Below are 22943 nucleotides of genomic sequence, written 5' to 3'. Positions count from 1 at the left end.
GACAAACTTTTATGAATCAATCAGACTTGCCGGACTGCCTGTCGGCGGAGATCGACGGCGCGGTCGCCATCGTTTCGCTCAACCGCGTCGCCAAGCGCAATGCGCTCAACGATGCCGCCATTCTCGGCTTGCACCGCTTCTTCGACAACATGCCGCCCGAGGTACGTGTCGTGATCGTGCAGGGCAATGGCGAACACTTCTGCGCGGGGCTCGACCTGTCGGAAGTGCGCGGCCGCAGCGCGGTGGAAGCCATGCATCATTCGCGCAGCTGGCATCTCGCCTTCGAGCGCATCCAGTTCGGCCGCGTGCCGGTGATCTGCGTGATGAAGGGGGCCACGATAGGCGGCGGCATGGAGCTGGCCGCGGCGTCGCATATCCGCATTGCCGAGCCTTCGGCCTTCTATGCGTTGCCGGAAGGTCAGCGCGGCTTGTTCGTGGGCGGAGGCGGTTCGGTGCGCATTCCGCGGCTGATCGGCGTGCCCTGCATGATGGACATGATGCTCACCGGCCGCGTGCTCGACGCGAAAGCCGGACATCGCGCAGGACTGTCGCAATACCTGGTCGGCGCGGGCGAGGGCATGGCGAAAGCCATGGAGCTGGCGCGCCGCATCGCCGACAATGCGCCGACGACCAACTATGCGGTGATGCATGTGCTGCCGCGCATCGCGGAGCAGTCGATCAGCGACGGCCTGATGACGGAGGCGCTGGTGGCCGCCGTCACCCAGAGCGATCCCGACACGCAGGACCGGCTGACCGCCTTCGTTGAACACAAGCTCAACAAGGTCCGTTCGGGACAATAGGAATTTCAGCAATGGCGCGTGTTCATATCCATCCCGTGCAGGTCGAGTTCGGCGATTGCGATCCGGCGCAGATCGCCTATTTTCCCAATTTCTTCCGCTGGTATGACGCCGCGTCCCGTCATTTCTTCGAAAGCTGCGGCGTGCCTCCCTGGCGCGAGCTGGAACGCAGCACCGGCATCATCGGCACGCCGGTGGTGGATGCGCATTCCACCTTCATCCGGCCCACGACCTACGGCGACAGGATAGAGGTTCATACCTCGATCGGCGAATGGCGTGAAAAATCCTTCCTGACCAGGTATCGGCTGATGCGCGGCAGCGAACTGCTGGCGGAAGGCTGGGATGTGCGCATCTTCGCCATCCGCCATCCCGGCGATGCCTCGCGGATCAAGGCGGTTCCGGTACCGGAAGACATTCGCCGCCTGTGCGAATGAACCGGCGCCGCACACCGGAACGAGCGGGCAGGCGGCATTGCAAGGCTCTTTCGTGTCCGGCTTCCGGCAAGCGCCGCCGGCAGCGAACGCCGGCCGACTGCGGCATGGCCCCGGCAGTCAGCCGCTGCGCAGTCAGGACTGCGATCAGTTAGGCCGCTCGAATGCCTCAAGAGGAAAGCGCCGCAGCATGGTCTGGAAAAAAGACTTGTCGCTCGTCGGCAAGCCGCCCATTTCCGCCGCAAGCGTCGCAAGCGACCGGGAGGCGGAAGCAAGCTCGCCTGCATGGCTTGCATACCACGCATGTTCCAGCCACAAACCGCAGCGCTGCAGCAGGCTGTACCGGCTGTCGCCATGCTGCTGCACCGCCAGCAGGCGGGTCGCGAGCGCGAGCCAGCTGGAAATTGGCAGCATGCCGATGTTGAACTCGGCCGCCGGCCCGTAGTCGTTGATGACTTCCGCGGGCTGCAACGGATGCTGGGCGCGAAATGCGTAGAGCGGCGGGCGTTCCCCGATATCGCAGTGGCCGCGCGCGATGCGCATCAGGTAGATGGCATTCCAGGCCGACTGTCCCGACGAGCCGGAACGCTGGGACAGCCATTCGCTGAGGAGCAGCCAGCGCAGCGCCTCGGGCCGCGCGCCGATCGCATCGGTTCCGGGCACCAGTCCTTCGCTGGCAAAGAGCCAGGTCGCCATTCCCACGTTCGCGGCGACCTGCTGTGCCGCGTCGAAGGAACCGATCTCGAATGCCGCATCGAGCGCCGTGGCGAAGTGCCCCATCGATTCGGCGGCTGCGCTCCTGCGGACCGGAGAGTCTTGATCGTTGAGTGCATGGGCGCGTCGCACCAGCGCCATGAGATTGTGCCATTCGAAACGGATGCGCGGATGATAGCGGACCACGCTGGCGCGCGGCTCGATGTCGCGCATCGCGGCCAGCAGCGCCTCGGTCAGTGTCACGTCGCGCTGGCTGTAGGCGCACCAGGCGGTGAGGATATGTTCCATTGCATCAAGATATCCGCCTTCATCCGGCCGCGCCTCCTTGAGCAGGCGCCGCAACTGGGCAAGAGTCTTGCGCGCCGCTTCCAGGTCGTCCAGCCGTCGCCAGACCTGCGCTTCGCCAAGCGCCGCGAGCGCATGCTGGGAGCGGCTGCTCGCCATTCTTGCCGCTTCCTTGAACCCGGCCAGGGCACCGGGATGGCGGTCGGTTCCGCCGTGCTCGGCTATTGTCGCGAGAAGTTGCCCCTGGCGGAGATTCTGCTGCGCAAGCGCATAGCGCACCCAGAAATCGGCCGGCATCGGCATGCGCGTCGCGGCGGCTTCCGTTGCCAGCGGCTTGCTCCGGATGTTGAGGAAGCGCAGCAGGTCGGTGCGCGACGCCGCGCCGCCTTCCACCGTGCAGGCGATCTTGTCCGCTTGCGCTGGCGGCAACCAGAAAGGCCCCTGGCTGCGCCGGTCCGGATTCAGAAACCGCGGGTCGCTGTCCACGTCTTCACCCCAGCCCACCTGGATTCCCCAGCGCGAAAAATCGCGAAAGGCGCGGCTGATGAACATGCGCAGGCTGCGTGCATCGGTGAACTGCTGCCGCAATTCGGACAGCCGGATCACGTCGGTCGCCGCGTCGAAACGCGCCGCGTGGTACAGGCGCACCAGCAGCCACAGGGACTGGTAGGCGGCGCGCTGGCCGTTCACGGTCTGCGGTGCGGTCAACTCGATGATGGTCTGGGTGTTCATTGCTCTGGTGTATGGCGCGGGCGCTCTATTGTGCCGTGTTTGCGGCCGGTTCCGCCGGCCATGTTACAGCCGTTACGGCGGTTGCTGCGGTGAAGACTCCCGCCATTGCGCCGGCCGGGTGCGCTGCTTACGATTCAGGCTACTTTTGTTCATTGTTCATTCTTCAGCGGAGCTTTCCCATGTTTCAACGGATTTTTCGTCTTGCCATTGCTGCGTTCAGTGCGGCGTTCATTTCTGCCGCCGCTGCCACCGAAATCGTGGAGCGGCCGGAACTTGCGGACCATTTCCGGGATGCCGGAGTCACCGGGACTTTCGTGCTGCTCGATATCGCGTCCGATCGCTTGCTGGTCCACAACGCGGTGCGTGCGCAGCAGCGCTTCGAGCCGGCTTCGACATTCAAGATCTTCAACACGCTGGTGGGACTGGAAACCGGCGCGGTAAAAGACGAGATGGAAGTGCTGCCCTACGGAGGCAAGCCGCAATTCGTGAAGGCGTGGGAGAAGGACATGCATCTGCGCGATGCCATGCGCGTCTCCAACGTCCCCGTCTACCAGGAACTCGCGCGGCGCATTGGCGCCAAGCGCATGCAGCATTACATTGATCTGGCGGGGTATGGCAACCGCGATATCGGTGCCGTCATCGACCGGTTCTGGCTCGACGGCCCATTGAAGATATCGGCCGTCGAACAGGCCCGGCTATTGGGCAGGCTGGCGCAGCGCAAGCTGCCGTTCAGCCAGCGCAGCATGCGCATCACGCGCAGCATTCTCCGGCAGGAAGACACGCCGGGCCACACGATGTTCGCCAAGACCGGCTGGGCCATGGGCGCGACGCCGCAGATCGGTTGGCTGGCGGGATGGGTGGAGAAGGAAGGCAAGGCCTATCCTTTCGCTCTCAACATGGACATCCACGCAGAAGAGGATGCCGCAAAGCGCAAGCTCCTCGTCCAGCGCAGCCTGGAAACCCTGCTTTTCCAGGCGCGGTAAAGGCACGCCGAGGGCGCGTTCACGTCACATTCAAGGTGCATTCACGGTGCATTCAAGGCACTGGCATAGTTGATCATGGTTGATCACCGTCGGTATTTGCTGGCAGCACCACGTCCCTGAAAGATCGGCCATACTGTGGCCATTCCCACATCCGAAGTCCATAGAAAATATTTGCACATGTTCCTGCTTCACAAAACCATGGCGGCAGTCTGCGTTTCCATGCTCTCCGCCATTTCATTCTGCAATGATAGTCACGCAGCCCAGGACGATCTCCAGGAAAAAGTGCGTGCAGCGGTAAATGCCGCCATCGAGCCTGTCGTCCGTGAACACCGGATTCCCGGCATGGCGGTGGCCGTTACCGTCAATGGAAACCGCTATTTCTACAATTACGGCGTCGCTTCCCGCGAAAGCGGGCAGCGGGTTTCGCAAGACACGCTCTTCGAGCTCGGATCGGTCAGCAAGACATTGACGGCGACGCTTGCCGCCTACGGACAGGCGCTCGGCACCCTCTCGCTGAACGATCCGGCAAGCAGGCATTGGCCGGCGCTTCGCGGCAGCGCTTTCGACAAGATCAGCCTGCTGGAGCTGGCAAGCTATACCGCTGGCGGACTGCCGCTGAAGTTTCCCGATGAAGTGAGCGGCCAGGAGAGGCTGGCAGCCTACTTCACGCGCTGGCAGCCGTCCCATGCCGCCGGTACGCACCGGCTTTATTCCAATCCGAGCATCGGGCTGGCCGGCTTTCTCGCCGCCCGCAGCATGGGAAAGCCCTATGCCGAACTTCTCGAAACACAGGTGTTTCCCAAGCTCGGGCTTACCGGCAGCTATGTGAATGTGCCGCAGCGGGAGATGGAAAAATACGCCTGGGGCTACGCAAAGGACGATACGCCGGTCAGGGTCAACTCGGGAGCGCTCGATGCGGAAGCCTATGGCGTCAAGTCCAGTTCCGCGGACATGATCCGTTTCGTCGAGGCCAATATCAACGGCACCCGGCTCGAAAAATCGATGCGGCGGGCAGTCGCCGCGACCCATGCCGGGCATTTCAGGATGGGAAGCATGATGCAGGCGCTGGGCTGGGAGTGGTATGCCTATCCGGTTTCCGTTGAAACCATCGTCGAAAACAGTTCTTCCGAAGTGGTACTGAAGGCAAATCCGGTAATCCGGCTTGTTCCGCCGCTTGACCCGGCATCCAGGCAAGGCAATGTACTGCTCCACAAGACCGGATCGACCAACGGCTTCGGCGCTTATGTCGCATTCGTGCCGGGAAAGAACATCGGCATTGTCATGCTGGGCAACCGGAACTATCCGAACGCTGCCAGGATCAGGGCGGCGCATCAGATATTGACCGCGCTGGACGAGCCGCCGGTGTCGGCAACGTCTCGCTAGAGCGGTTCTGAGGACGTCACGTCCGTGCAGGAATTGAAGCGGCATGCGGACGAAATGCGCGGTGTTGCCTTGCTCTTGCGAAGTGCCGAAGTGGCGGAGGGATGGCAGTGCGGAGGAATCGATGGTCTGCAGCAAACCATGATGAACCCTGGTATCGCTCGGTGCGCGATACCAGGGTTGCAGGGGAACGGAAGTGTTGCGGTCAGCCGGATCGGACATGACCCGGCTGTTTGCCGGCGTCAGGCGCCCGCTGTTTCCAGTGTGGCGTTGAAGGTCGCGCTCGGACGCATCACGGCCCTGAGCTTGGCATCATCGACCTTGTAGTAGCCGCCGATGTCCACCGGCTTGCCCTGCACTTCGAGCAGTTCGGCGACGATCTTCTGCTCGTTGTCGGCCAGCTTCTTGGCGAGCGGTGCGAAGTAGGCTGCGAGTTCGGCGTCCTCCTTCTGCTCCGCGAGTTCCTGCGCCCAGTACATGGACAGGTAGAACTGGCTGCCGCGGTTGTCGAGTTCGCCGGTCTTCGGCGACGGCGACTTGCGGTTGTCCAGCAGCTTGCCGGTCGCGGCATCCAGCGTTTTGGCCAGCAGCTTCGCCTTGCTGTTGCCGGTCTTGATGCCCATGTCTTCCAGGCTGACCGCCAGCGCGAGGAACTCGCCCAGCGAATCCCAGCGCAGGTGGTTTTCCTCGACCAGCTGCTGCACGTGTTTCGGAGCCGAGCCGCCGGCGCCGGTTTCGTACATGCCGCCGCCCGCCATCAGCGGCACGATGGACAGCATCTTCGCGCTGGTGCCGAGTTCCAGGATCGGGAACAGGTCGGTCAGGTAATCGCGCAGGATGTTGCCGGTGACGGAGATGGTATCGAGGCCGCGCGACACGCGCTCGAGCGTGTAGCGCATCGCCCGCACCTGCGACATGATCTGGATATCCAGGCCGGTGGTGTCGTGATCCTTCAGGTAGGTCTTGACCTTCTTGATCAGCTCGTTCTCGTGCGGACGATAGGAATCGAGCCAGAACACGGCCGGCATGCCGGAATTGCGGCAGCGGGTGACGGCCAGCTTGACCCAGTCGCGGATCGGCGCATCCTTCACCTGGCACATGCGCCAGATGTCGCCCTTCTCGACATTCTGCGTCAGCAGCACTTCGCCGGTGGCCAGGTCGGTGATATTGGCAATGCCGTCTTCCTGGATTTCGAAGGTCTTGTCGTGCGAGCCGTATTCCTCCGCCTGCTGCGCCATCAGGCCGACGTTGGGCACGGTGCCCATCGTGCGCGGATCGAATGCGCCATGCCACTTGCAGAAGTTGATGATTTCCTGGTAGATGCGGGCAAAGGTGCTTTCCGGGATGACCGCCTTGACTTCCTTCAAGCGGCCGTCGGCGCCGTACATCTTGCCGCCGGCGCGGATCATCGCAGGCATCGATGCGTCGACGATCACGTCATTCGGGGAATGGAAGTTGGTGATGCCCTTGGCCGAATCAACCATCGCCAGTACCGGACGATGTTCCTGGCAGGCGTGCAGGTCGCGCACGATTTCCTCGCGCTGCGAGGCGGGCAGGGTGTCGATCTTGTTGTACAGGTCGACCATGCCGTTGTTGACGTTGACACCGAGGCTGTCGAACAGCGCGCCGTGCTTCTCGAATGCTTCCTTGTAGAACATGCGCACGCAGTGGCCGAACACGATGGGGTGGGACACCTTCATCATCGTCGCCTTGACGTGCAGCGAGAACATCACGCCGGTCTTGTGCGCGTCTTCGATCTGCTTCTCGTAGAAGTCGAGCAGGGCCTTGCGGCTCATGAACATGGAATCGATGATCTCGCCGTCCTGCAGCGCAACCTTCGGCTTCAGGACGATCGTCTGGCCGCTCTTGGTGATGAGTTCCATCTTCACGTCGCGCGCGCGGTCCAGCGTCATCGACTTTTCGCCGTGATAGAAGTCGCCGTGAGTCATGTGCGACACGTGGGTGCGAGAGGCTTGCGACCATTCACCCATCGAGTGCGGATTCTTGCGAGCGTACTCTTTCACCGCGCGGGGCGCGCGGCGATCGGAATTGCCTTCGCGCAGCACCGGGTTCACGGCGGAGCCGATGCATTTGCCGTAGCGGGCCTTGATGGCCTTTTCTTCATCGGTCTTCGGGTCGGCCGGGTAGTCCGGAATCTTGTAGCCCTTGTTCTGCAGTTCCTTGATCGCTGCCAGCAGCTGCGACACCGAGGCGCTGATGTTGGGAAGCTTGATGATGTTGGCATCCGGCTCGAGGGTTTTCCTGCCCAGTTCGCTCAGCGTGTCGGGTACGCGCTGCTCGGGTGTCAGATACTCGGAAAAATTGCCCAGAATCCGTGCGGCGACGGAAATGTCGCTCTGTTCGATACGGATGCCGGCCGGCTTGGTGAAGGTGCTGATGACCGGCAGGAATGCGTAGGTCGCCAGCAGGGGCGCTTCGTCGGTTAGCGTATAGATGATGGTCGGATCGCTGCTCATGCGTTTTTCCTTGCGTTTCGCGTTGTTATTTGAAAATCAATTATCTGAATGTCAATTGACAGCCTGAAGCTCGGGGCCGCGGATGACAGTATTCAATCAAATCAAGTCCCCGATTCAGCAGGACCGGCTCTACCGGCCTTATTTGATTTGAGTGCGGTCATGATTGTAATGGCGAATGCCGAATCAGGTCTGCCCAAGACCCGTCAAGACCTCAATAATTGTTGACAAAGTCACAGCCGGTGCATCGCGCGCACGCCAAACGCCTGCAAGAACCTCCGCTGGAACCTTCAAATGCCTCGTAATTGGCGCAGTCGGCATAGCCGACGTAGCCATTTTTTTAACTGGCGAACTTCGCCGGATCGCCGGATGGCCGCGGCTGTGCGGCGCTGGTCGGGACCTTTCAGCAAGCATTGCGGCCTCGCTGAAGACGCCGGGAGCAGGATACTCGACACGTCTTATACGACCAGGCGCGGCATGGAGATGGGACCGGCCATCACGCGTTCCATCGTCGAGGGGCACCGCGGCCGCCTTGCGGCCGATCCCGGGGGACTTGGCGGCAGCACCTGCCTTCCGCTTCTGCTGCGGATTGACTCTCCGATGGCGAGGCCGGCCTCAAGAAATCGGAATCGATGTTAGAGTGCCGGTGCAAGGAGGTGGAGTCATGGAAAAACTTGTTTTCGTGGTGGATGACGACGAGTCGGTGCGGACTTCCGTGGCACGGCTCTTGCGCTCGGCAGGGCATGACGTCAGGGCATTTTCATCGGCGGAAAGGTTTCTGGAAGAGTACAGCCATACCTCGCCCGCGTGCCTCGTGCTGGACATGCGTCTCTCGACCGCAAGCGGTTTCGATGTGATTGATGCCCTGGCACGCAGGGACGTCACGCTGCCTGTCATATTCATTACCGGATATGGTTCGATCCCGATGACGGTACGCGCGATGAAAGCGGGCGCCCAGGAGTTTCTCACCAAGCCGGTTGACAGCGACGAACTGCTGCGTGCCGTTGAGGAAGGCCTGGCGCGCGCGGAAACGGATTTCGAGATGCAACGCGAACTGAGGGAATCGACGCAGCGCTATGCAACGCTGACGCAGCGTGAACGCGAAGTTCTCGGTCTGGCGATAGGCGGCCTGATGAACAAGCAGATTGCCATCGAACTGGGTATTCAGGAAGTCACCGCCAAGGTGCACAAGCAGAAGGTGATGGAAAAGATGGGCGCCAGGAATCTCATCGATCTGGCGAAACTCGCGCAACGCCTCAAGATTGCCAGTACCAAGAACCGTTACACCTCTTGAAAATGCAAGGAAGCGGTCCTGCCTGAAGGACGCGGCGCATTCGCTGCGTCGGGCGGCCGCCAGGCGCATGCCCATCCTTCCTTACTGCATCAATCCCCTTCGACACGCAATGCCCGCAGACTGGCATTACTCCGAATAATGCATGCGGCTGGCAAGCGCGGCGGCGGTGGTCCGCACATATCGGCAGGGCAGCATCGGCTGTGACGCGACATCTCCCCCTTGAACAATGCGGCTTGCCTCGTTCGCGGGCTTCGTCCTATTCTTGTTTCGCCCGATTCCGGCGGCGGCAATGCCACTATGCGCACCGTGGTCAAACAAAGCTCGAAACCAAGATGAAGCCAGCATCTGCATGCGGAAACAGGGCCTGAAAGAGAAAGAAAGGACTGGTTTCTCTACCGGCGATACCACTTCAGATAGCTGCCTGATAAGTAACAAATTGTGTAAAAAGCGAAACTATTTCCTTAGGTCAATGTCTGGTAGGAAACCTTGGCTACACTTGTCGAAACAAGGCGACGAGATGTCAGGCTTGTCTCCACCATGACATGAAGGAAAGAGGCAGTATGAAATCGCATTATTGGCATACTGGTAGTGGCGGGATTCTTCCTGCAACCGGCCGCAAGGAGCGGGCGGGACCCGCGACGCAGCATCGGATGGCTCTCATGACGCTGGTTTCCGGCATCGGACTGGCCAGCCTGCTCGCCATCCTGATCGGCTGGTCAATGTTAAGCATCACTTCCGATTTCAGAAGTACCGCGATGCTCAAAGCGCGCAATCATGAAGTGATCGCCACACTGAACCGGCTTCAGACTCATCTCACCGAAGCTGAAAAGGGCGAACGCGGCTATATCGTGGGCAGTGAAATCGCTGTCACAGCCTATCTCCGTGCCGTGGAAGAGGCACGCTGGACTACCGATCTGATTCATGCACTGGCGTCAAGCGATCCAATTCAGAAGGAAAAAGCGGCGAAGCTTGAGAAACTGGTTGATGCCAAGCTCGATACCTTGCACTTCCTTGTGACAGTGCGTGAATCAGGGAGCATGCAGTCGGCGCAACTGTTGATGTCGGCCGATCAGGACAATCTCGAGACCGAGCGCATCAACGCCGTACTGAAAGAAATGGAAAGCCGCGAAAACATGCTCCTCAATGAGGCGCTGCGTGTGCGCGACAAGGCTCAGGGCAAATTGTGGGGCATGCTTGTCCTGGTTACCTTTTTCCTGTTCGCGGGCGCGGTGTGGCAGTATCGCCGGGTAAGGAGAATCGTGGAGCAGGCCGCGAGGTCCCAGGATGAAATGCGTCACCTGGCCAATCATGATGCGCTCACGGGCCTCGCCAACCGCAGGCTGCTCCAGGATAGGCTGGAAGTCCAGATTGATCACGCAGCGAGGGAAGGTCAGTCGCTTGCCGTCATGTATATGGACCTTGACGGCTTCAAGAAAGTGAATGATACGATCGGTCATGATGTCGGCGATGTCTTGCTGCAGCATGTGGCGCGGCGACTGAAGGCGGCGGTCCGCGCGAGCGATACGGTGGCTCGCATCGGCGGCGACGAATTCATCGTTGTCGTTCCCGAACTGCACGAGGCGGGTACGGCGGCGCAAATCGCCAATACGCTTGTCGAGGCCATTTCTAAACCCTATTCGATCAATGGCGCTACTGTCAAAGTATCGGCAAGCATCGGGATCAGTCTGTATCCGCATTGCGGAACCAACCCCGGTGAACTGATGCATGTCGCGGATCAGGCGCTGAACCAGGCAAAAAACAGCGGGAAGAATCAGTATCGGTTCGCCATGAATCCAGACGGAGGGGAAAAGGGACGCGTTACAGCGACTGTGGAGGAGGCCGATGTTCACTTGAACTCATCAGCCTCCTAGAAGACATTCGCTTCTCCGGATCATCGGCATCGATGCGTCAGGCGGGTCTGTTGACCGCTCACTGCACTCATGCCGCATACCCCGGCTCGCCGCGGCATGAGCATCTTGAAGCCTTGTTTCTGGAATCCAGGGAAGCGAACAGGGCGAGCCGCTCAGTGCAGGGCGGCAGAATAGTGACGGTACCATGCGGCAAACTGCTTTCCCGCGACAGGCTTGCAGACATAATACCCTTGTGCCTGGTGGCAGCCGTGACTGCGCAGGTAATGCAGGGTCGAGGCCGATTCGATTCCCTCGGCAACGATCTCAAGTTCAAGTGTGCGGCCCATCGCAATAATGGCCTCAATGATTGCGCGGCTCGTCGTATCTTCCTGAAGCCGGTGCACGAAAGATTTATCCACCTTGATTTTGTCAAGCGGCAGGCGGCTCAGGTAGTTCAGGCTTGAGTAGCCGGTGCCGAAATCGTCAAGCGAGATCTTGATGCCATTGCGGCGCAGCCGATCGAGCATCACGATCGCATGGTCGATGTCTTCCATGACGGCGGTTTCGGTCAGCTCGATCTGTACTCCGTCCGATGCAATGCGGTGATCATGCATCGTCTCCTCAAGATACGCAGCGAAATCCTTCTTCTTGAACTGCATCGGCGACACATTGACGGCGATCGGAATAGCCGGCAAGCCTTCCCTGATCCAGGCCGCATGCTGGCGACATGCTTCGGAGAAGACCCACTCTCCGAGACGCCCGATCAGTCCCGTGACTTCCGCCACATGAATGAAGCGGTCGGGCCCCATTCCATTGCTTGGCCAGCGCAGGAGCGCTTCCACGCTGACCACCTGGCTTGTCTCCATATCGACCAATGGCTGGTAATAGAGAGAAAACTCATTGCGCTTGAGAGCGTTCTTTATGCCTTCCTCGATGAGGGACTGCATGTACACGCGCTCGGCGAGGGAAGACGTATATAGCTGAATGGTGTTGCGGCCCATTTGCTTGGCAATGTACATGGCTGCATCCGCATGGCCGATCAGCATGTCCACGTCAACGCCGTTGCGCGGATAGATGCTGATGCCAATGGAGCAAGACAATGAGGCTTCCACCGATCCCACATGGTATGGGCGGCTGATTGCCTCCATTAAATGCTGTGCGACCTTTTCACCGGCGGTCTCTTCTCCGTGATGAGGCACGAGCGCGAGGAACTCGTCGCCACCCAGCCTGAACACGATGTCTTCACCCCGCATGCTGCGTCTCAAGCGGCTGGCGACCTGGCGCAGCACCATATCGCCTACCTCGTGGCCGTGCACATCATTGATCGGCTTGAAGCGGTCCAGATCGATGAAGAGCACCGAGACTTCATGCCCGGCGCGATTCGCGGCGGCAAACGCATGCCGCGCATATTCATAAAGAAGGGCCCGGTTCGGCAGCGCCGTCAAGGGATCGTGCAAGGCGGCCTGCCGAACTTTTTCTTCGGCCTGTCGCCGTTCGCTATAGTCATGGCAGATGACCATGATTTCCCTGACCGCCTGGCTACCTTCGGTAATGGGGACGCAGGTGACCCTCAAGTTGCGCGGGCCGATTGCGGTAGTGAATTCAAAGTCGTTCGCTTGCAGCGTGGCGGATGCGAGCGTTGCTTCAAGCAAGGGCCGCCACAGGTTGAGAATCGAATCGGCCGGGGCGTTTCTGGCATGCTGGCCGATCAACTCCGCATCGCTCTTGCCTATGGTATAGGCAGCGGCCAGATTGGCATACTGGATGCGCTGGTCGGTGTCATAGATCATGACCATGTCGGGGATATGATCGAAGGCCAGGCGCAATCGTTGCTCGCTGACTCGCAAGGCGGTTTCCGCCATCATGCGTTTGGTGATGTCCTTGAAGGTCAGGACCGCCAGCGGCCCCGGCAACTGGGAATGCTCCACCAGCGTGCCGGAAACGCTGGCGATCCATGACTTGCCGGAGTTGCGGCGGCACACGACCATTTCGACATTCGCGACCGTCTCGCCGCGCAGCAATTTGGAAACAGGCCAGTCCTCCATAGGGATTGGCAGGCCGTCCAGTGTCGTGGCCTCGAAGATATCCGTCAGGACACTGGATGCCGATCGAATGTCGGCCTGCGTCTGATACTCGAACAGTCGCGTGGCGGCGGGATTGGTTTCGAGCAGCTTGCCCTTGTCCGAATAGACAAGCACCCCCTCGCTGAGGCTGTCGAGGACGGCCTTCAAGCGCGCCCGGATCTGTTCTCCTTGTTCCTGTGCCCGTATGCGTGCATCGATATTCTTGATGACGCCGATGAAGTAGCTGGGCAAACCATCCGCGTCGCGAACCAGAGAGACGCTGAGATGTGCCCAGACGGGATCGCCCCTTTTCGTGACGTAGCGCTTTTGAACCGAGTAGGACGAGCGATTGTTATTCTGGGTATCGCCGCTTTCGTCATCCATTAGTCCCGACAGCAGCTGCAAATCGAGCGCCAGGTCGCCAGGATAAGTCAGTTCCTGAAATGTCTTGGTCGTCAGCTCTTCACGGCTATAGCCGAGCATGTCACAGAGGAAGGGATTGACGCGCAGCCATTTTCCTTCCGGCGTCACATGAGCAATACCTATCGCTGCAAGATCAAAGGTGGTCTGATAAATATGCGCGACTTCGTCGAGTTGGGCTTGCGTGCGGGCCAATGACAATTCGGCCGATGCCAAGGCAGCAGATTGTTCTTCACAGATCTTTTCCAGCCGTGCGACACACAGCTGCAGTTCCTGGACACTGGGGCTGATCATGAGTGCCTCTTGTTTGAATGGGTTCGCCGAATAGGGTTAACAGGCCAGAAATGATGTGCAAGCCTGGTCGCCGGCAACGACCGCACTACCGTTTTCCGTTCCCATGCGCCAGCGGCGGTTGGTATCGACAGGCGGCGCCTGTGCTGATGAAGGACAGATGACTCTTCATCCCTCTCGGATCGACAGGCCGTGCCATATTCACTGCGGGGTTGCAGGGCGCTTCCGGCACAAAAGAAAAAGGCCGCAATGCGGCCTCGATTTCCTGCGGATGCGGCAATTACTTGCGAGTGCGTGCCGCAGTCGCTGCTACTTGTTCGGCTACCTTGGTCGCCTGGTCGACAGATGCTGCAACATTGGCCTGAACGACCTCGGTTGCCTGCCGTGTGGCCTTGTTGATCTGGTCGTAACCCGCGCTGGCATTGGCGATGGCTGTCTTCATCATCGCAACGACGTTCTCGGAGCCGGCCGGCGCATTCTTGGCGGCACCCTCGACTGCCTCGGTGAACTGGCGGGAGGCTTCCTTGGCTTGCGCCTGAATCGCAGTGGTCAACGCGGTTTGCGTACCCGATGCGATATCAGCGAGATGGCGGTTGTAGGCCGTGACCTTCGTCAGGGTCGGCTGCTGCAGTGCCGTGATCAGCTGCAGGGCTTCCTGCGGTTCTTTTGCAGCAAGCAGCTGGGCCGTAACTGTCTTCGACTCTTCCAGCGACGCCTTGCAGGCATTGATGTTGAGTTCGGCTACCTTGCTCATGCCGTCGACAACGGCTTCGGTCAATGTCGTGAAGAACGCCAATTGCTTTTCAGCGTTGGCCTTGGCCGTGCCCAGGAATTGTTCGTTGGCAGGTCCCAGATTCTGGAACACATTGGCGAACTGGGCATTTGCAGGCTGAAAGGTTTGAAAGAAAGTTGCGAATTGGTCGTTCATGGGAAACATTGATTTATTCCTTAGGGCAAAAGGGACAAGTGCAAAGGGACTAAACTGGATTTTGTGCAGTGCAAGACGGCCAGTATAAAGACATTACGCAGACTTTCAATGTTTTTATTGTGCAATGCAATAGGGAAACGTTTAATGTCAATGCGGCAATGCGTGATGCCCCCGCCGCATCCCCTTCGTCACCTGAGCGGCGGAGGGGTTTGCGGCTTCTTGTTTCGCCCGTGCTTGCGCTTAAGCCGCCTTGGCTCCGGCTCCGCTGCCGCGGATGCGGCCGCAGACTGCATCGGTTACCTGCACCGTCGTCGCCTTGCCGCCGAGGTCACCGGTATGGAGAGCCGGATCGGCGGTCACTTGTTCCACGGCTGCCATCAAGCTGCGAGCCGCCTGTGTTTCGCCGAGGTGTTCGAGAAGCATGACGCAGCTCCAGAACGTTCCGACCGGGTTGGCCAGTCCCTTGCCCATGATGTCGAATGCCGATCCGTGGATAGGTTCGAACATGCTCGGATAACGGCGTTCGGGATCGATATTTCCGGTAGGAGCAATGCCAAGGCTGCCGGCCAGCGCGGCAGCCAGATCGCTCAGAATATCGGCATGCAGGTTGGTTGCCACCAGGGTATCGAGAGATGCCGGCCGGTTGACCATGCGCGCGGTTGCGGCGTCCACCAGTTCCTTGTCCCACTTCACATCGGGGAATTCCCGGGAAATCTGGAGAGCGATTTCATCCCACATCACCATCGCATGGCGCTGGGCGTTCGACTTGGTGACGACGGTCAGCAGCTTGCGCGGACGCGACTGGGCCAGCTTGAAAGCGTAGCGCATAATCCTTTCGACGCCGGCGCGCGTCATCATCGAGACATCGGTCGCCACTTCGATCGGATGGCCCTGGTGAGCGCGTCCCCCCACGCCGGCATACTCACCCTCGGAGTTTTCGCGGACGATTACCCAGTCGAGGTCTTCTGGCCTGCAGCGTTTCAACGGCGCGTCAATTCCGGGCAGGATGCGCGTCGGGCGTACGTTTGCATACTGGTCGAATCCCTGGCAGATCTTCAATCGCAAGCCCCACAAGGTCACATGATCGGGAATTTGCGGATCGCCGGCCGACCCGAACAGGATGGCGTCCTTGTCGCGCAGGCTGTCGAGTCCATCTGCCGGCATCATTTCGCCATGCTGGCCATACCAGTCGCCGCCCCAGCCGTAGGAAGTGAATTCGAAACGGAATGCGTCTTGGGTCGCAGCCAGGGCTTCCAGTACGGTCTGGCCTGCCGGGATCACTTCCTTGCCGATGCCGTCGCCGGGGATGCATGCAATCTTGTAGGTCTTCATCGTGGGAGTCTCATGGAGGGGTTGCGGTAGGCCTACTATACTGATTGCGAAACGCTGTAGATCACGCTACAGTTGAACCATTATCAACTTTGAGTTAACAATGTCCACTCCTGTTTCCGCCCCTTCGGAGATGGCGTTTTTCAGCGTCCTGGTGCGTGCAGGCAGTTTCTCTGCCGCGGCAAGGGAGTTGAACCTGACCACCGCTGCCGTCAGCAAGCGCATGAACCAGCTGGAAGCAAGGCTTGGCGCACGCTTGCTCAACCGTACCACGCGACGTATAGGACTGACACCCGAAGGCGAGATATATCTCGCCAACGCCCGCCGCATTCTGGCGGAGATAGACGACATGGAGCAGATGATCGCCAATGCCGTCACGGCGCCCAAGGGACAGCTCCGCGTGAATGCCACGCTCGGCTTCGGCCGCAGCCATATTGCGCCTCTCGTATCGGATTTCGTCAAGCAGTATCCGGAAGTCGAGGTGCAATTGCAGCTCACCGTGAATCCGCCCAGTCTGGTGGAGGATGCCTACGATGTATGTATCCGTTTCGGCGAGCCGCCCGACGCCCGCGTCATCGCCCGCCGCATTGCTTCGAACCGTCGCCTCATCTGCGCGGCTCCGTCCTACCTGGATCGCCATGGCACGCCGCGCGTACCAAGCGATCTTGAACAGCACAATTGCATCGGCATTCGTCAGGGAGAGGAAGGCTACGGCATCTGGCATCTCAAGTCGGGACAGCGTGACGAGACAGTCAAGGTACGCGGCTCCCTGAGTACGAACGATGGAGAAATCGCGGTGAACTGGGCGCTTGAGGGGCATGGCGTGCTGATGCGCGCCGAGTGGGACATCGCCAAATATCTCCAGAGCGGCAGGCTCCGGCAGATACTGCCGAACTGGCACACCGCGCAGGCAGACATTTATGCGGTGTTTCCCTATGAAGTGCAGACAGCAGCGCGGGTTCGTGCCTTTGTCGACTTCGTTGCCGCCGCCTTTTCCGCCTCAACGCCCGGGAAACAGGCTGTGGCCGAATGGTCCTGGAATCGATGAATGAAGGCTTGCGGACGGAACATTCGGGGAGTACTCACTTGCCCCCACGGGCGTCCTCAAGGAAGCATGGCCTTGAGCCACAACCAGGCGCCGCCGGCCAGAAAGATCGCGGCCGTGGCCACCGCAACCTGACGACGGGCGGCACCAGTGCCGAGCACAATGACCATCGCGCATTTGACCGCGGTATTGGCGAGGGCCGCAATGCTGATCGCGGTTGCGGCATGGGTTTGACCGGTGGATTCATTTGTACTTTCGGCGATAGACAGCGTGATGGCATCCACGTCGACGGAGCCTGCCAGTGCTGATACGACATACACGCCTACCCCAGGAGCATTTTCCTGCGCAAATTTCACTGCCAGCAGCACCATGGCGAACACTACACCGAACTGGATCGCGGCCCCAAGGCTAAAAGGGTTGCGCAATGCCATGCCTGCGGTTTCGGGCGTCTTGCCGGCATCCGGCTTGCGCTTTGCCGCGAGCTTCGTGCCAGCAAAGTAATGCCATCCGGCGAAAGCCGCGGTGACGCCTCCCATCGCCGCAAATGGAATCCACATGGTTTGAAGCACTGCCGGATTAATGAAGGCAACGAGCACCGCAGTCCGTACAAACATGATCAGCCACGCCAGGAGAACGCCGGCGGTAACTGCGTGACCGTCGGCCGGCTCGGCTTCATTCCTGCTGGCGCGGGCAAAATTGAGTGTCGTTGCGGTGGAGGATACCAATCCGCCGGTCAGCCCGGTAATCGCAGTGCCGCGTGTCTTTCCCAGCATGCGGGTCGCGACATAACCTACCAGCGACAAGGCTGCGATCATGATCACCAGCAACCATAGCTTATAAGGGTTGATTGCCCCCCATGGATCGATTGCCGCATCCGGTAACAATGGAAGGATAATGAACGAGGCGATAAGCAGCTTGATGCCAGCGAAGATGTCATCGCTGCCAATGTGCCCGACCAGTCCATGCAAGGGCTGCTTGTAAGCCAGGACCGCCGAAGTTACCACCGCGAGAGCGACGGCGAGCGAAGGATAACCGACCACGACCATGGCGCCGAGCAGGCAAACCGCAATAGCGGCAATCTCGCTGGTCAGTCCGATGGCATCGTCCTGCGCCCGATTCTGGGAAATGTAGCCGGCGATCACAGCGGCACTGACCGCCAGCAGGGCGGCGACAAAGACCCATGGCGTTTCCAGTTCAAGTGAAATCCAGGCCGCCGCGGCACCGACCAGCGCCAGCAGGATATAGGTGCGTATGCCGGCGGTGTGGCCAGGTTCGGCGTCTTTTTTCTTCTCGCGGTCTATACCAATCAGGGCGCCAATCAACAGGGCGATCAGGAAGCTTTGCGCGAGTTCGAGGGTCATTCAGCGTCTTCCACTGGAAATGCGGTTAGTCATTTCTTTTTAGCATAAACCGCATTCGGCGCTACGATTCAGGTCAACCGTTAATGACGCAGTGCGAAATGTTTCAAGGTGGTTGGAGCGGATTGCGGATGCTTGTAGGGAAGAATCGATTTGTGCCAGGAGCATGGCAAGGCGAATGCGCTGTATGGCGCGGCCACTACCATCGGTTCCGCAATGATGCCTGGGGTGGCGTGGCAATGGCAGCGAGTCCGCCCTTCATCGATGTGACCGCAAACGCGATGGATTGAATACGCGCTAAATCTGCGGGAAATTGTTAGCCACAGCCTCAAAGGGAGATGTGAACGAGCATGTCGAATCGGACCTTTAACAGTTCCTCTCGCAACTCTGCGATGCCGACCGGGAGGGTCGGATTGACGCGGCATGGACTTGTCCCTTGTCCCTTATCCCTTATCCCGCTAATCACAGGGAAGACAATGCTTCCTGAATGAGCTCAGTCTGCTCCCTCACGCTCATGCGTTCCCACGTATCAGCGGGAATATTCAACGCCGCCTGCGTACGCTCGCCCGCGTCGCGCCAGGCGTCCCCGATCGCATCGCCCTCGGTGGGCTGATTGCCGTCCGAAGTGGCGGCCGAGGTACTCCAGCTCCATCCGGATTTCTTCGTTACGCTATCGAACGTATAGCCCAACCCTTCGAGGAGTTCCTTCTTTTCGGCGTCCCCGGATGACACCTTGCCGCTCTTGAAGCTGGAGCCGCCTTTGCCTTTCTTGAACATGATGTTGACTGGCCTTCGATGGTTATTTGGAGCGGAATACGATACGGGCCTTGGAGAGGTCGTAGGGAGTCAATTCCACGGTCACTTTATCGCCCAGTAGGATCTTGATATAGTTTTTGCGCATCTTGCCCGAAATGTGGCCGAGCACCTTGTGCCCGTTCTCCAGCTCCACTCTGAACGTGGTGCTTGGGAGGTTTTCGAGGATTCTGCCTTGCATCTGAATGACATCGTCTTTTGCCATTGATTTCCTTTTTACTGAGTGGATGGCAGACCTGATCGGACAGCCTCCACAAATTGGACTGAAGTAAATGAGCTTGAGTTCTGCACCCTTGCCATGCCAATGCAGATGGGGGTGATCAGGGATTAATCAATCGTTTCTCTCGGCGATGACATCTTCCCGCCGTCAGTCGGTGTTAACTTCAGGTGGCGCCGTTGTGCCGTTGTTCCGTCCCGCCCGGCTGCCTCACATCGGCGATTCTTCCCGCTTTCAGGTTTTCTCTTCCAAAATTCAATCTCACAGGCATATCTGTCTTGTCTCCTTGCACGGTTTCCAAGACCGAACAGAGAAAACAACGGAATGACCATGGAGAACAAGCCCGCGGACATAGTCGGCAGGCTTGTTTAAGTTGATGTGCAGCCGCCTTACGGGCGGCCGCCGGAGGCGGATCGAAGCTCGCCGGCTTTATTCGCCGGCAGCGGCGGTTTTTGCCTTCCCGGCAGCCAAGGCTTCCTGTCGTACCGCGTCGGGAGTCGCTGCGGATGCGACCGGGGCATTCTTGAACTCGACAAATTCGCTATTGCCTGCCATTTGTCCAAGGGCATCGGCCTGCTTCATGTCGGCGATCACTTCGGCACGGGTTTTGGTGGATTTGAAATCGCTGAAATCGACCCACTCGCTGGCAAATGCGGAACCAGTGGCGGCAAACACGGTGACAGCGGCGATCAGTTGTTTAGCATTCATTTTCTTGCTCCAGATATACGGTTGGGGACCCAGGCCTGGCGCTGCAGACAATTTGTCTGCTTTCGCAGCCTGCCTCGGTGAGTCGCACGCGGTTTGATGTGTGCTCATCGATGAAGCACAGTCTATTCGTTGCGATAAAAGAGAAAAACAGGCGGCGAAGCAATGAGTTATTGCGGAAACAGGAATAATTGGGGTGCTTGGTCCCTACTCCCTTTTCTGGATGAAGCCGAAGTCATCGTTACGGCGCAATCACATACCGGAAATGCAGGATGTTCAGTATTGCAGCCAGGAACCGCATTGCTGGAAATCCTGGCCGGGATGCTGCTGATGCCAGTTGCGTGCGAAGAGCTGCATCGTTAACTGGCAGAAGACTGAATGAATGTCCTTCCGTTTAACATGGACCATCTTGCAGGGTGTGATAATTCCCAGTCTCGTACCGCCAGCTTCGGAAGCCTGTAAACTACGTCCAGCCAAGCAATGCATGCTGCATCCGATTGATATTCCCAGCTTAAACATGAAAAAGACAAAAGCCGCGCCCGACAAACATGCTCATGGAAACGACGAGCGCGATGAAACGCTGACTGACCGGCTGATTGAACTGGCGGTCGAACTGCGCGATGTGGATTTATACGCATCCCTGAGTGAAGACAAGACGAAAGCACTTGCCGCCCTGCGCAAAACCATCCGCAAATGCCTGCAGCACACGCGTGAACAGGCGCTCGATGAAGCGCTGGAATCGGCCTATGAGAAGGATGCCAAGGCTTATCAGGTGTTGCGGGAGAGCGTCGAGGAACAGGCGGGCACGATCCTGCTGCGCCGTGACTCGGGGCCCGAACTGGAAGTCAATGCGTTCGCCATTCCGCTGTTCGTGCGTAGCACAGGCGGGCTGCATGAGGATCAGTGCTTTCAGGATGGCGACGCCTTTGAGCAGCTGAGAGCCAGCTTCACGGAACATGGCTTGGAAAGCCGGCTTGCGAACGTCGTGCTCGTCAGCCATGCCTATCATCCTGATGAGCTGGAGCGTATCGGCTATTGCCACCTGAATGCCATGGTCCATGAAGCGGCCGAAGCCATGACTCGAAAGAAGGCTTCGATGGCGGATGCGATCGTGAGAAGCATGTCCGGCTGGCCGCCTTCGACCTTTGCGTCCGATGATCAGGCCTTCGAGCTGCGGTTTCTGCTCGGCTTCGCACTCAAGCCCGCCGAGGACCCGTTTTACCGTGTGCCGGAAAAAGCGGCGGCGGCCGATCGTTACTTCGAGGCGAGAGCGGAGCGGTTCCGCAAATGGTCGCAGCAGGTTACGCCATTGCTGCGGCGCTGCCTCGTCACTGACGGGCGCGAGGTCGAGATTGAATACCTGTATCAGGATCTGTTCCATGGCGCGAGAGAAGCGGCATTGATTGAATTGAGCGTTCTTCGCATCCTGACCGAGTTGCGCGACTTGATCGATGCACAGGGAAAAGCTGCTTCCGACATCGAGGCGGTCATCGGGCCGGTCGATACGGATGACGAGCCGATGCTCAGGGTGAGTTTGTCATGCGGCCCGGATAATGCCGTTCTTGGCTTTGCGGAAAGACTGCTGAGCCGCACGGAAACCATGGAGAACGCGATCGACGATATCGCAGACGCAATGATCGCAATGGGTGTGCGCGAGGTAAGGATTGCGAGAATGTTTGATGCAGAAGGCGTTCCGACCAGCATTCGTCCGCACAGAAAACGATAGCCGGGGAAGGAGGGCGTTGGCCATCATCCGCAGCGAGGTGCAGCGGTGCATCGCCACTCAGAGAAAATTGATGACGCACACCGCCGGTGCCTGCGCTTCAGTAACGTGAGCAATACCCTGTTTCGCGATGCGGCAATCAATTACGGCTTTTCTTCCTTGGCAACGGCACCGGTCAGCGGCTGCTTGCAGGGATCGTCGCGCCGTGTGGGCGGGGTGAACCACAGCAGGTCAAAACCGGCATGGTCGTAGGCCTGGGGTTGATCCTTGCCTTCAGCAGTCTCGACATAGGCAATGACAAGAACGTCCTTGCCATCCTTCAGATATTTCGGCACCGCCCTGTCGCGGCGCACATGGCCGGCACCGGCGATCAATACCGTCGGAGGGGTACTGGCTTCGATGGCTTCCGCCATGGCGGCATCACGTGCACGCTGCGCCTGCACGATCGATGTCAATCTGTCCTGAGGCAGGCGATGGCCGCAATGCCCATTGACGATATCCTTTTCGAGAGCGGCGATGGCGTCGGCGCCGATGTCCGGAAGCTCGGCCTTCTGGCGTCCCATCGCAATTTCCCTTGCCTCGGTACGGGACAGATTGGCCGCTGCGATAGGCCATTTGCGCTCGGCGGCGAACTGGATCAGGTCCTTGTAGAGCGGCCAGCCCCAGCCTCGCCGATCAAGCTTGCCGGCGTCGGCCAGCGCTTCGGCATCGATGCCGTTCCTCGACTGCGCGGCCGCCAGAGCGGTCTGGTGCTCCCGGTCGAATTGTTCCATGAGCAAGGTCGGCTTGCGGTCGCGCCGTGCGATCGCCCGCAACGCCTCCAGTTGCAGCCGATGATGAAATTCACTGTCGTGAGTTTCTCCCAGCAGCAGATGCCGGCTTGAGGCGGCCTGTTCATAAGCAGCCTCTGTGCTGATGAAGCGCTTGCTGCGCGTATCCCACACGCGGTCGTCGAGCGGATGCGCCGCATGGGCCGATGCCCATGCCAGCGCCAGCATCGCAGTAAACAACCAGCCTTTCCTTGCTTTCATATCTACGCTCCCTTCCTTTGCTTGCACCAAGTGCCAATGGACGGCATGAATATCATAAGCGTAATGCCAAGTTGGGAGTC

Annotated in this window: 18 protein-coding genes; 8 read left to right on the top strand and 10 right to left on the bottom strand. The window is 59.3% G+C overall.

What is annotated here, in order from left to right; genetic code table 11:
- Positions 1-11 precede the first annotated feature (11 nt).
- Positions 12-800 (top strand): crotonase/enoyl-CoA hydratase family protein, encoded by a 789-nt coding sequence (locus tag FH061_RS03945; RefSeq protein ID WP_151633216.1) that lies wholly within the window; start codon positions 12-14, stop codon positions 798-800.
- Between the two features lie 11 nt (positions 801-811).
- The gene (locus tag FH061_RS03940; RefSeq protein ID WP_151633214.1) at positions 812-1231 is read left to right on the top strand and encodes an acyl-CoA thioesterase; all 420 of its coding nucleotides are present in this window, start codon (positions 812-814) and stop codon (positions 1229-1231) included.
- Between the two features lie 144 nt (positions 1232-1375).
- Here the strand turns inward: FH061_RS03940 and FH061_RS03935 are convergent, their stop codons facing one another.
- The gene (locus tag FH061_RS03935; RefSeq protein WP_151633212.1) at positions 1376-2959 is read right to left on the bottom strand and encodes a hypothetical protein; all 1584 of its coding nucleotides are present in this window, start codon (positions 2957-2959) and stop codon (positions 1376-1378) included.
- 179 nt (positions 2960-3138) lie between these two features.
- On the opposite strand from FH061_RS03935, the gene blaOXA reads away from it, so the two are divergent.
- On the top strand, positions 3139-3942 hold the full coding sequence (blaOXA, locus tag FH061_RS03930; protein WP_151633210.1) for a class D beta-lactamase: 804 nt from the start codon (positions 3139-3141) through the stop codon (positions 3940-3942).
- A 198-nt stretch (positions 3943-4140) separates the two neighbouring features.
- Positions 4141-5325: a class C beta-lactamase gene (ampC, locus tag FH061_RS03925; RefSeq protein WP_151633911.1), complete on the top strand. Its 1185-nt coding sequence runs from the start codon at positions 4141-4143 to the stop codon at positions 5323-5325.
- A gap of 239 nt (positions 5326-5564) precedes the next feature.
- On the opposite strand, the gene FH061_RS03920 is transcribed toward ampC, so the two are convergent.
- Positions 5565-7799, bottom strand: coding sequence for an NADP-dependent isocitrate dehydrogenase (locus FH061_RS03920; protein ID WP_151633208.1), 2235 nt, complete (start codon positions 7797-7799; stop codon positions 5565-5567).
- Positions 7800-8460: 661 nt separating this feature from the next.
- Here FH061_RS03920 and FH061_RS03915 point away from each other — a divergent pair.
- On the top strand, positions 8461-9090 hold the full coding sequence (locus FH061_RS03915) for a response regulator transcription factor (protein ID WP_151633205.1): 630 nt from the start codon (positions 8461-8463) through the stop codon (positions 9088-9090).
- A 542-nt stretch (positions 9091-9632) separates the two neighbouring features.
- Positions 9633-10961 carry a diguanylate cyclase domain-containing protein gene (locus tag FH061_RS03910; protein ID WP_151633203.1) on the top strand — a complete coding sequence of 443 codons (1329 nt, stop codon included), beginning with the start codon at positions 9633-9635 and terminating at the stop codon, positions 10959-10961.
- A gap of 152 nt (positions 10962-11113) precedes the next feature.
- Here FH061_RS03910 and FH061_RS03905 read toward each other — a convergent pair whose 3' ends face one another.
- From FH061_RS03905 to FH061_RS03895, 3 genes are all read right to left on the bottom strand, one after another.
- Entirely contained in the window at positions 11114-13717 is a 2604-nt protein-coding gene (locus FH061_RS03905; protein ID WP_151633202.1) for a sensor domain-containing protein, read from the bottom strand.
- A 277-nt stretch (positions 13718-13994) separates the two neighbouring features.
- Positions 13995-14642 carry a TIGR01841 family phasin gene (gene phaP, locus FH061_RS03900; RefSeq protein ID WP_151633200.1) on the bottom strand — a complete coding sequence of 216 codons (648 nt, stop codon included), beginning with the start codon at positions 14640-14642 and terminating at the stop codon, positions 13995-13997.
- Positions 14643-14882: 240 nt separating this feature from the next.
- The gene (locus tag FH061_RS03895; RefSeq protein WP_151633198.1) at positions 14883-15974 is read right to left on the bottom strand and encodes a tartrate dehydrogenase; all 1092 of its coding nucleotides are present in this window, start codon (positions 15972-15974) and stop codon (positions 14883-14885) included.
- Positions 15975-16074: 100 nt separating this feature from the next.
- Here FH061_RS03895 and FH061_RS03890 point away from each other — a divergent pair, with 100 nt between their 5' ends.
- Positions 16075-17019, top strand: coding sequence for a LysR family transcriptional regulator (locus FH061_RS03890; protein WP_151633196.1), 945 nt, complete (start codon positions 16075-16077; stop codon positions 17017-17019).
- A 56-nt stretch (positions 17020-17075) separates the two neighbouring features.
- Here the strand turns inward: FH061_RS03890 and FH061_RS03885 are convergent, their stop codons facing one another.
- The 4 genes from FH061_RS03885 to FH061_RS03870 form a co-directional block, all read right to left on the bottom strand.
- Positions 17076-18377 carry an MgtC/SapB family protein gene (locus FH061_RS03885; RefSeq protein ID WP_151633194.1) on the bottom strand — a complete coding sequence of 434 codons (1302 nt, stop codon included), beginning with the start codon at positions 18375-18377 and terminating at the stop codon, positions 17076-17078.
- Between the two features lie 459 nt (positions 18378-18836).
- A complete protein-coding gene (locus FH061_RS03880) occupies positions 18837-19151 on the bottom strand; it encodes a hypothetical protein (protein ID WP_151633192.1) in 315 nt (104 codons plus the stop codon).
- Between the two features lie 22 nt (positions 19152-19173).
- Positions 19174-19392 carry a translation initiation factor IF-1 gene (gene infA, locus FH061_RS03875; protein WP_151633190.1) on the bottom strand — a complete coding sequence of 73 codons (219 nt, stop codon included), beginning with the start codon at positions 19390-19392 and terminating at the stop codon, positions 19174-19176.
- Between the two features lie 441 nt (positions 19393-19833).
- Positions 19834-20112, bottom strand: coding sequence for a DUF4148 domain-containing protein (locus FH061_RS03870; RefSeq protein WP_192804895.1), 279 nt, complete (start codon positions 20110-20112; stop codon positions 19834-19836).
- Positions 20113-20491: 379 nt separating this feature from the next.
- Between FH061_RS03870 and FH061_RS03865 the strand changes: the two genes are divergently transcribed.
- Complete coding sequence (locus FH061_RS03865; protein WP_151633186.1) at positions 20492-21835, top strand: DUF2863 family protein; 1344 nt, start codon at positions 20492-20494, stop codon at positions 21833-21835.
- 140 nt (positions 21836-21975) lie between these two features.
- Here FH061_RS03865 and FH061_RS03860 read toward each other — a convergent pair whose 3' ends face one another.
- On the bottom strand, positions 21976-22863 hold the full coding sequence (locus FH061_RS03860; protein ID WP_151633184.1) for a ChaN family lipoprotein: 888 nt from the start codon (positions 22861-22863) through the stop codon (positions 21976-21978).
- Positions 22864-22943: the final 80 nt, after the last annotated feature.

Source organism: Noviherbaspirillum aerium (genome assembly GCF_008929045.1).
GTDB classification, from domain to species: domain Bacteria; phylum Pseudomonadota; class Gammaproteobacteria; order Burkholderiales; family Burkholderiaceae_D; genus Noviherbaspirillum; species Noviherbaspirillum aerium.
The sequence above is the reverse complement of the archived record's forward strand: the minus strand, read 5'-3'. Positions and strand labels throughout refer to the sequence as shown.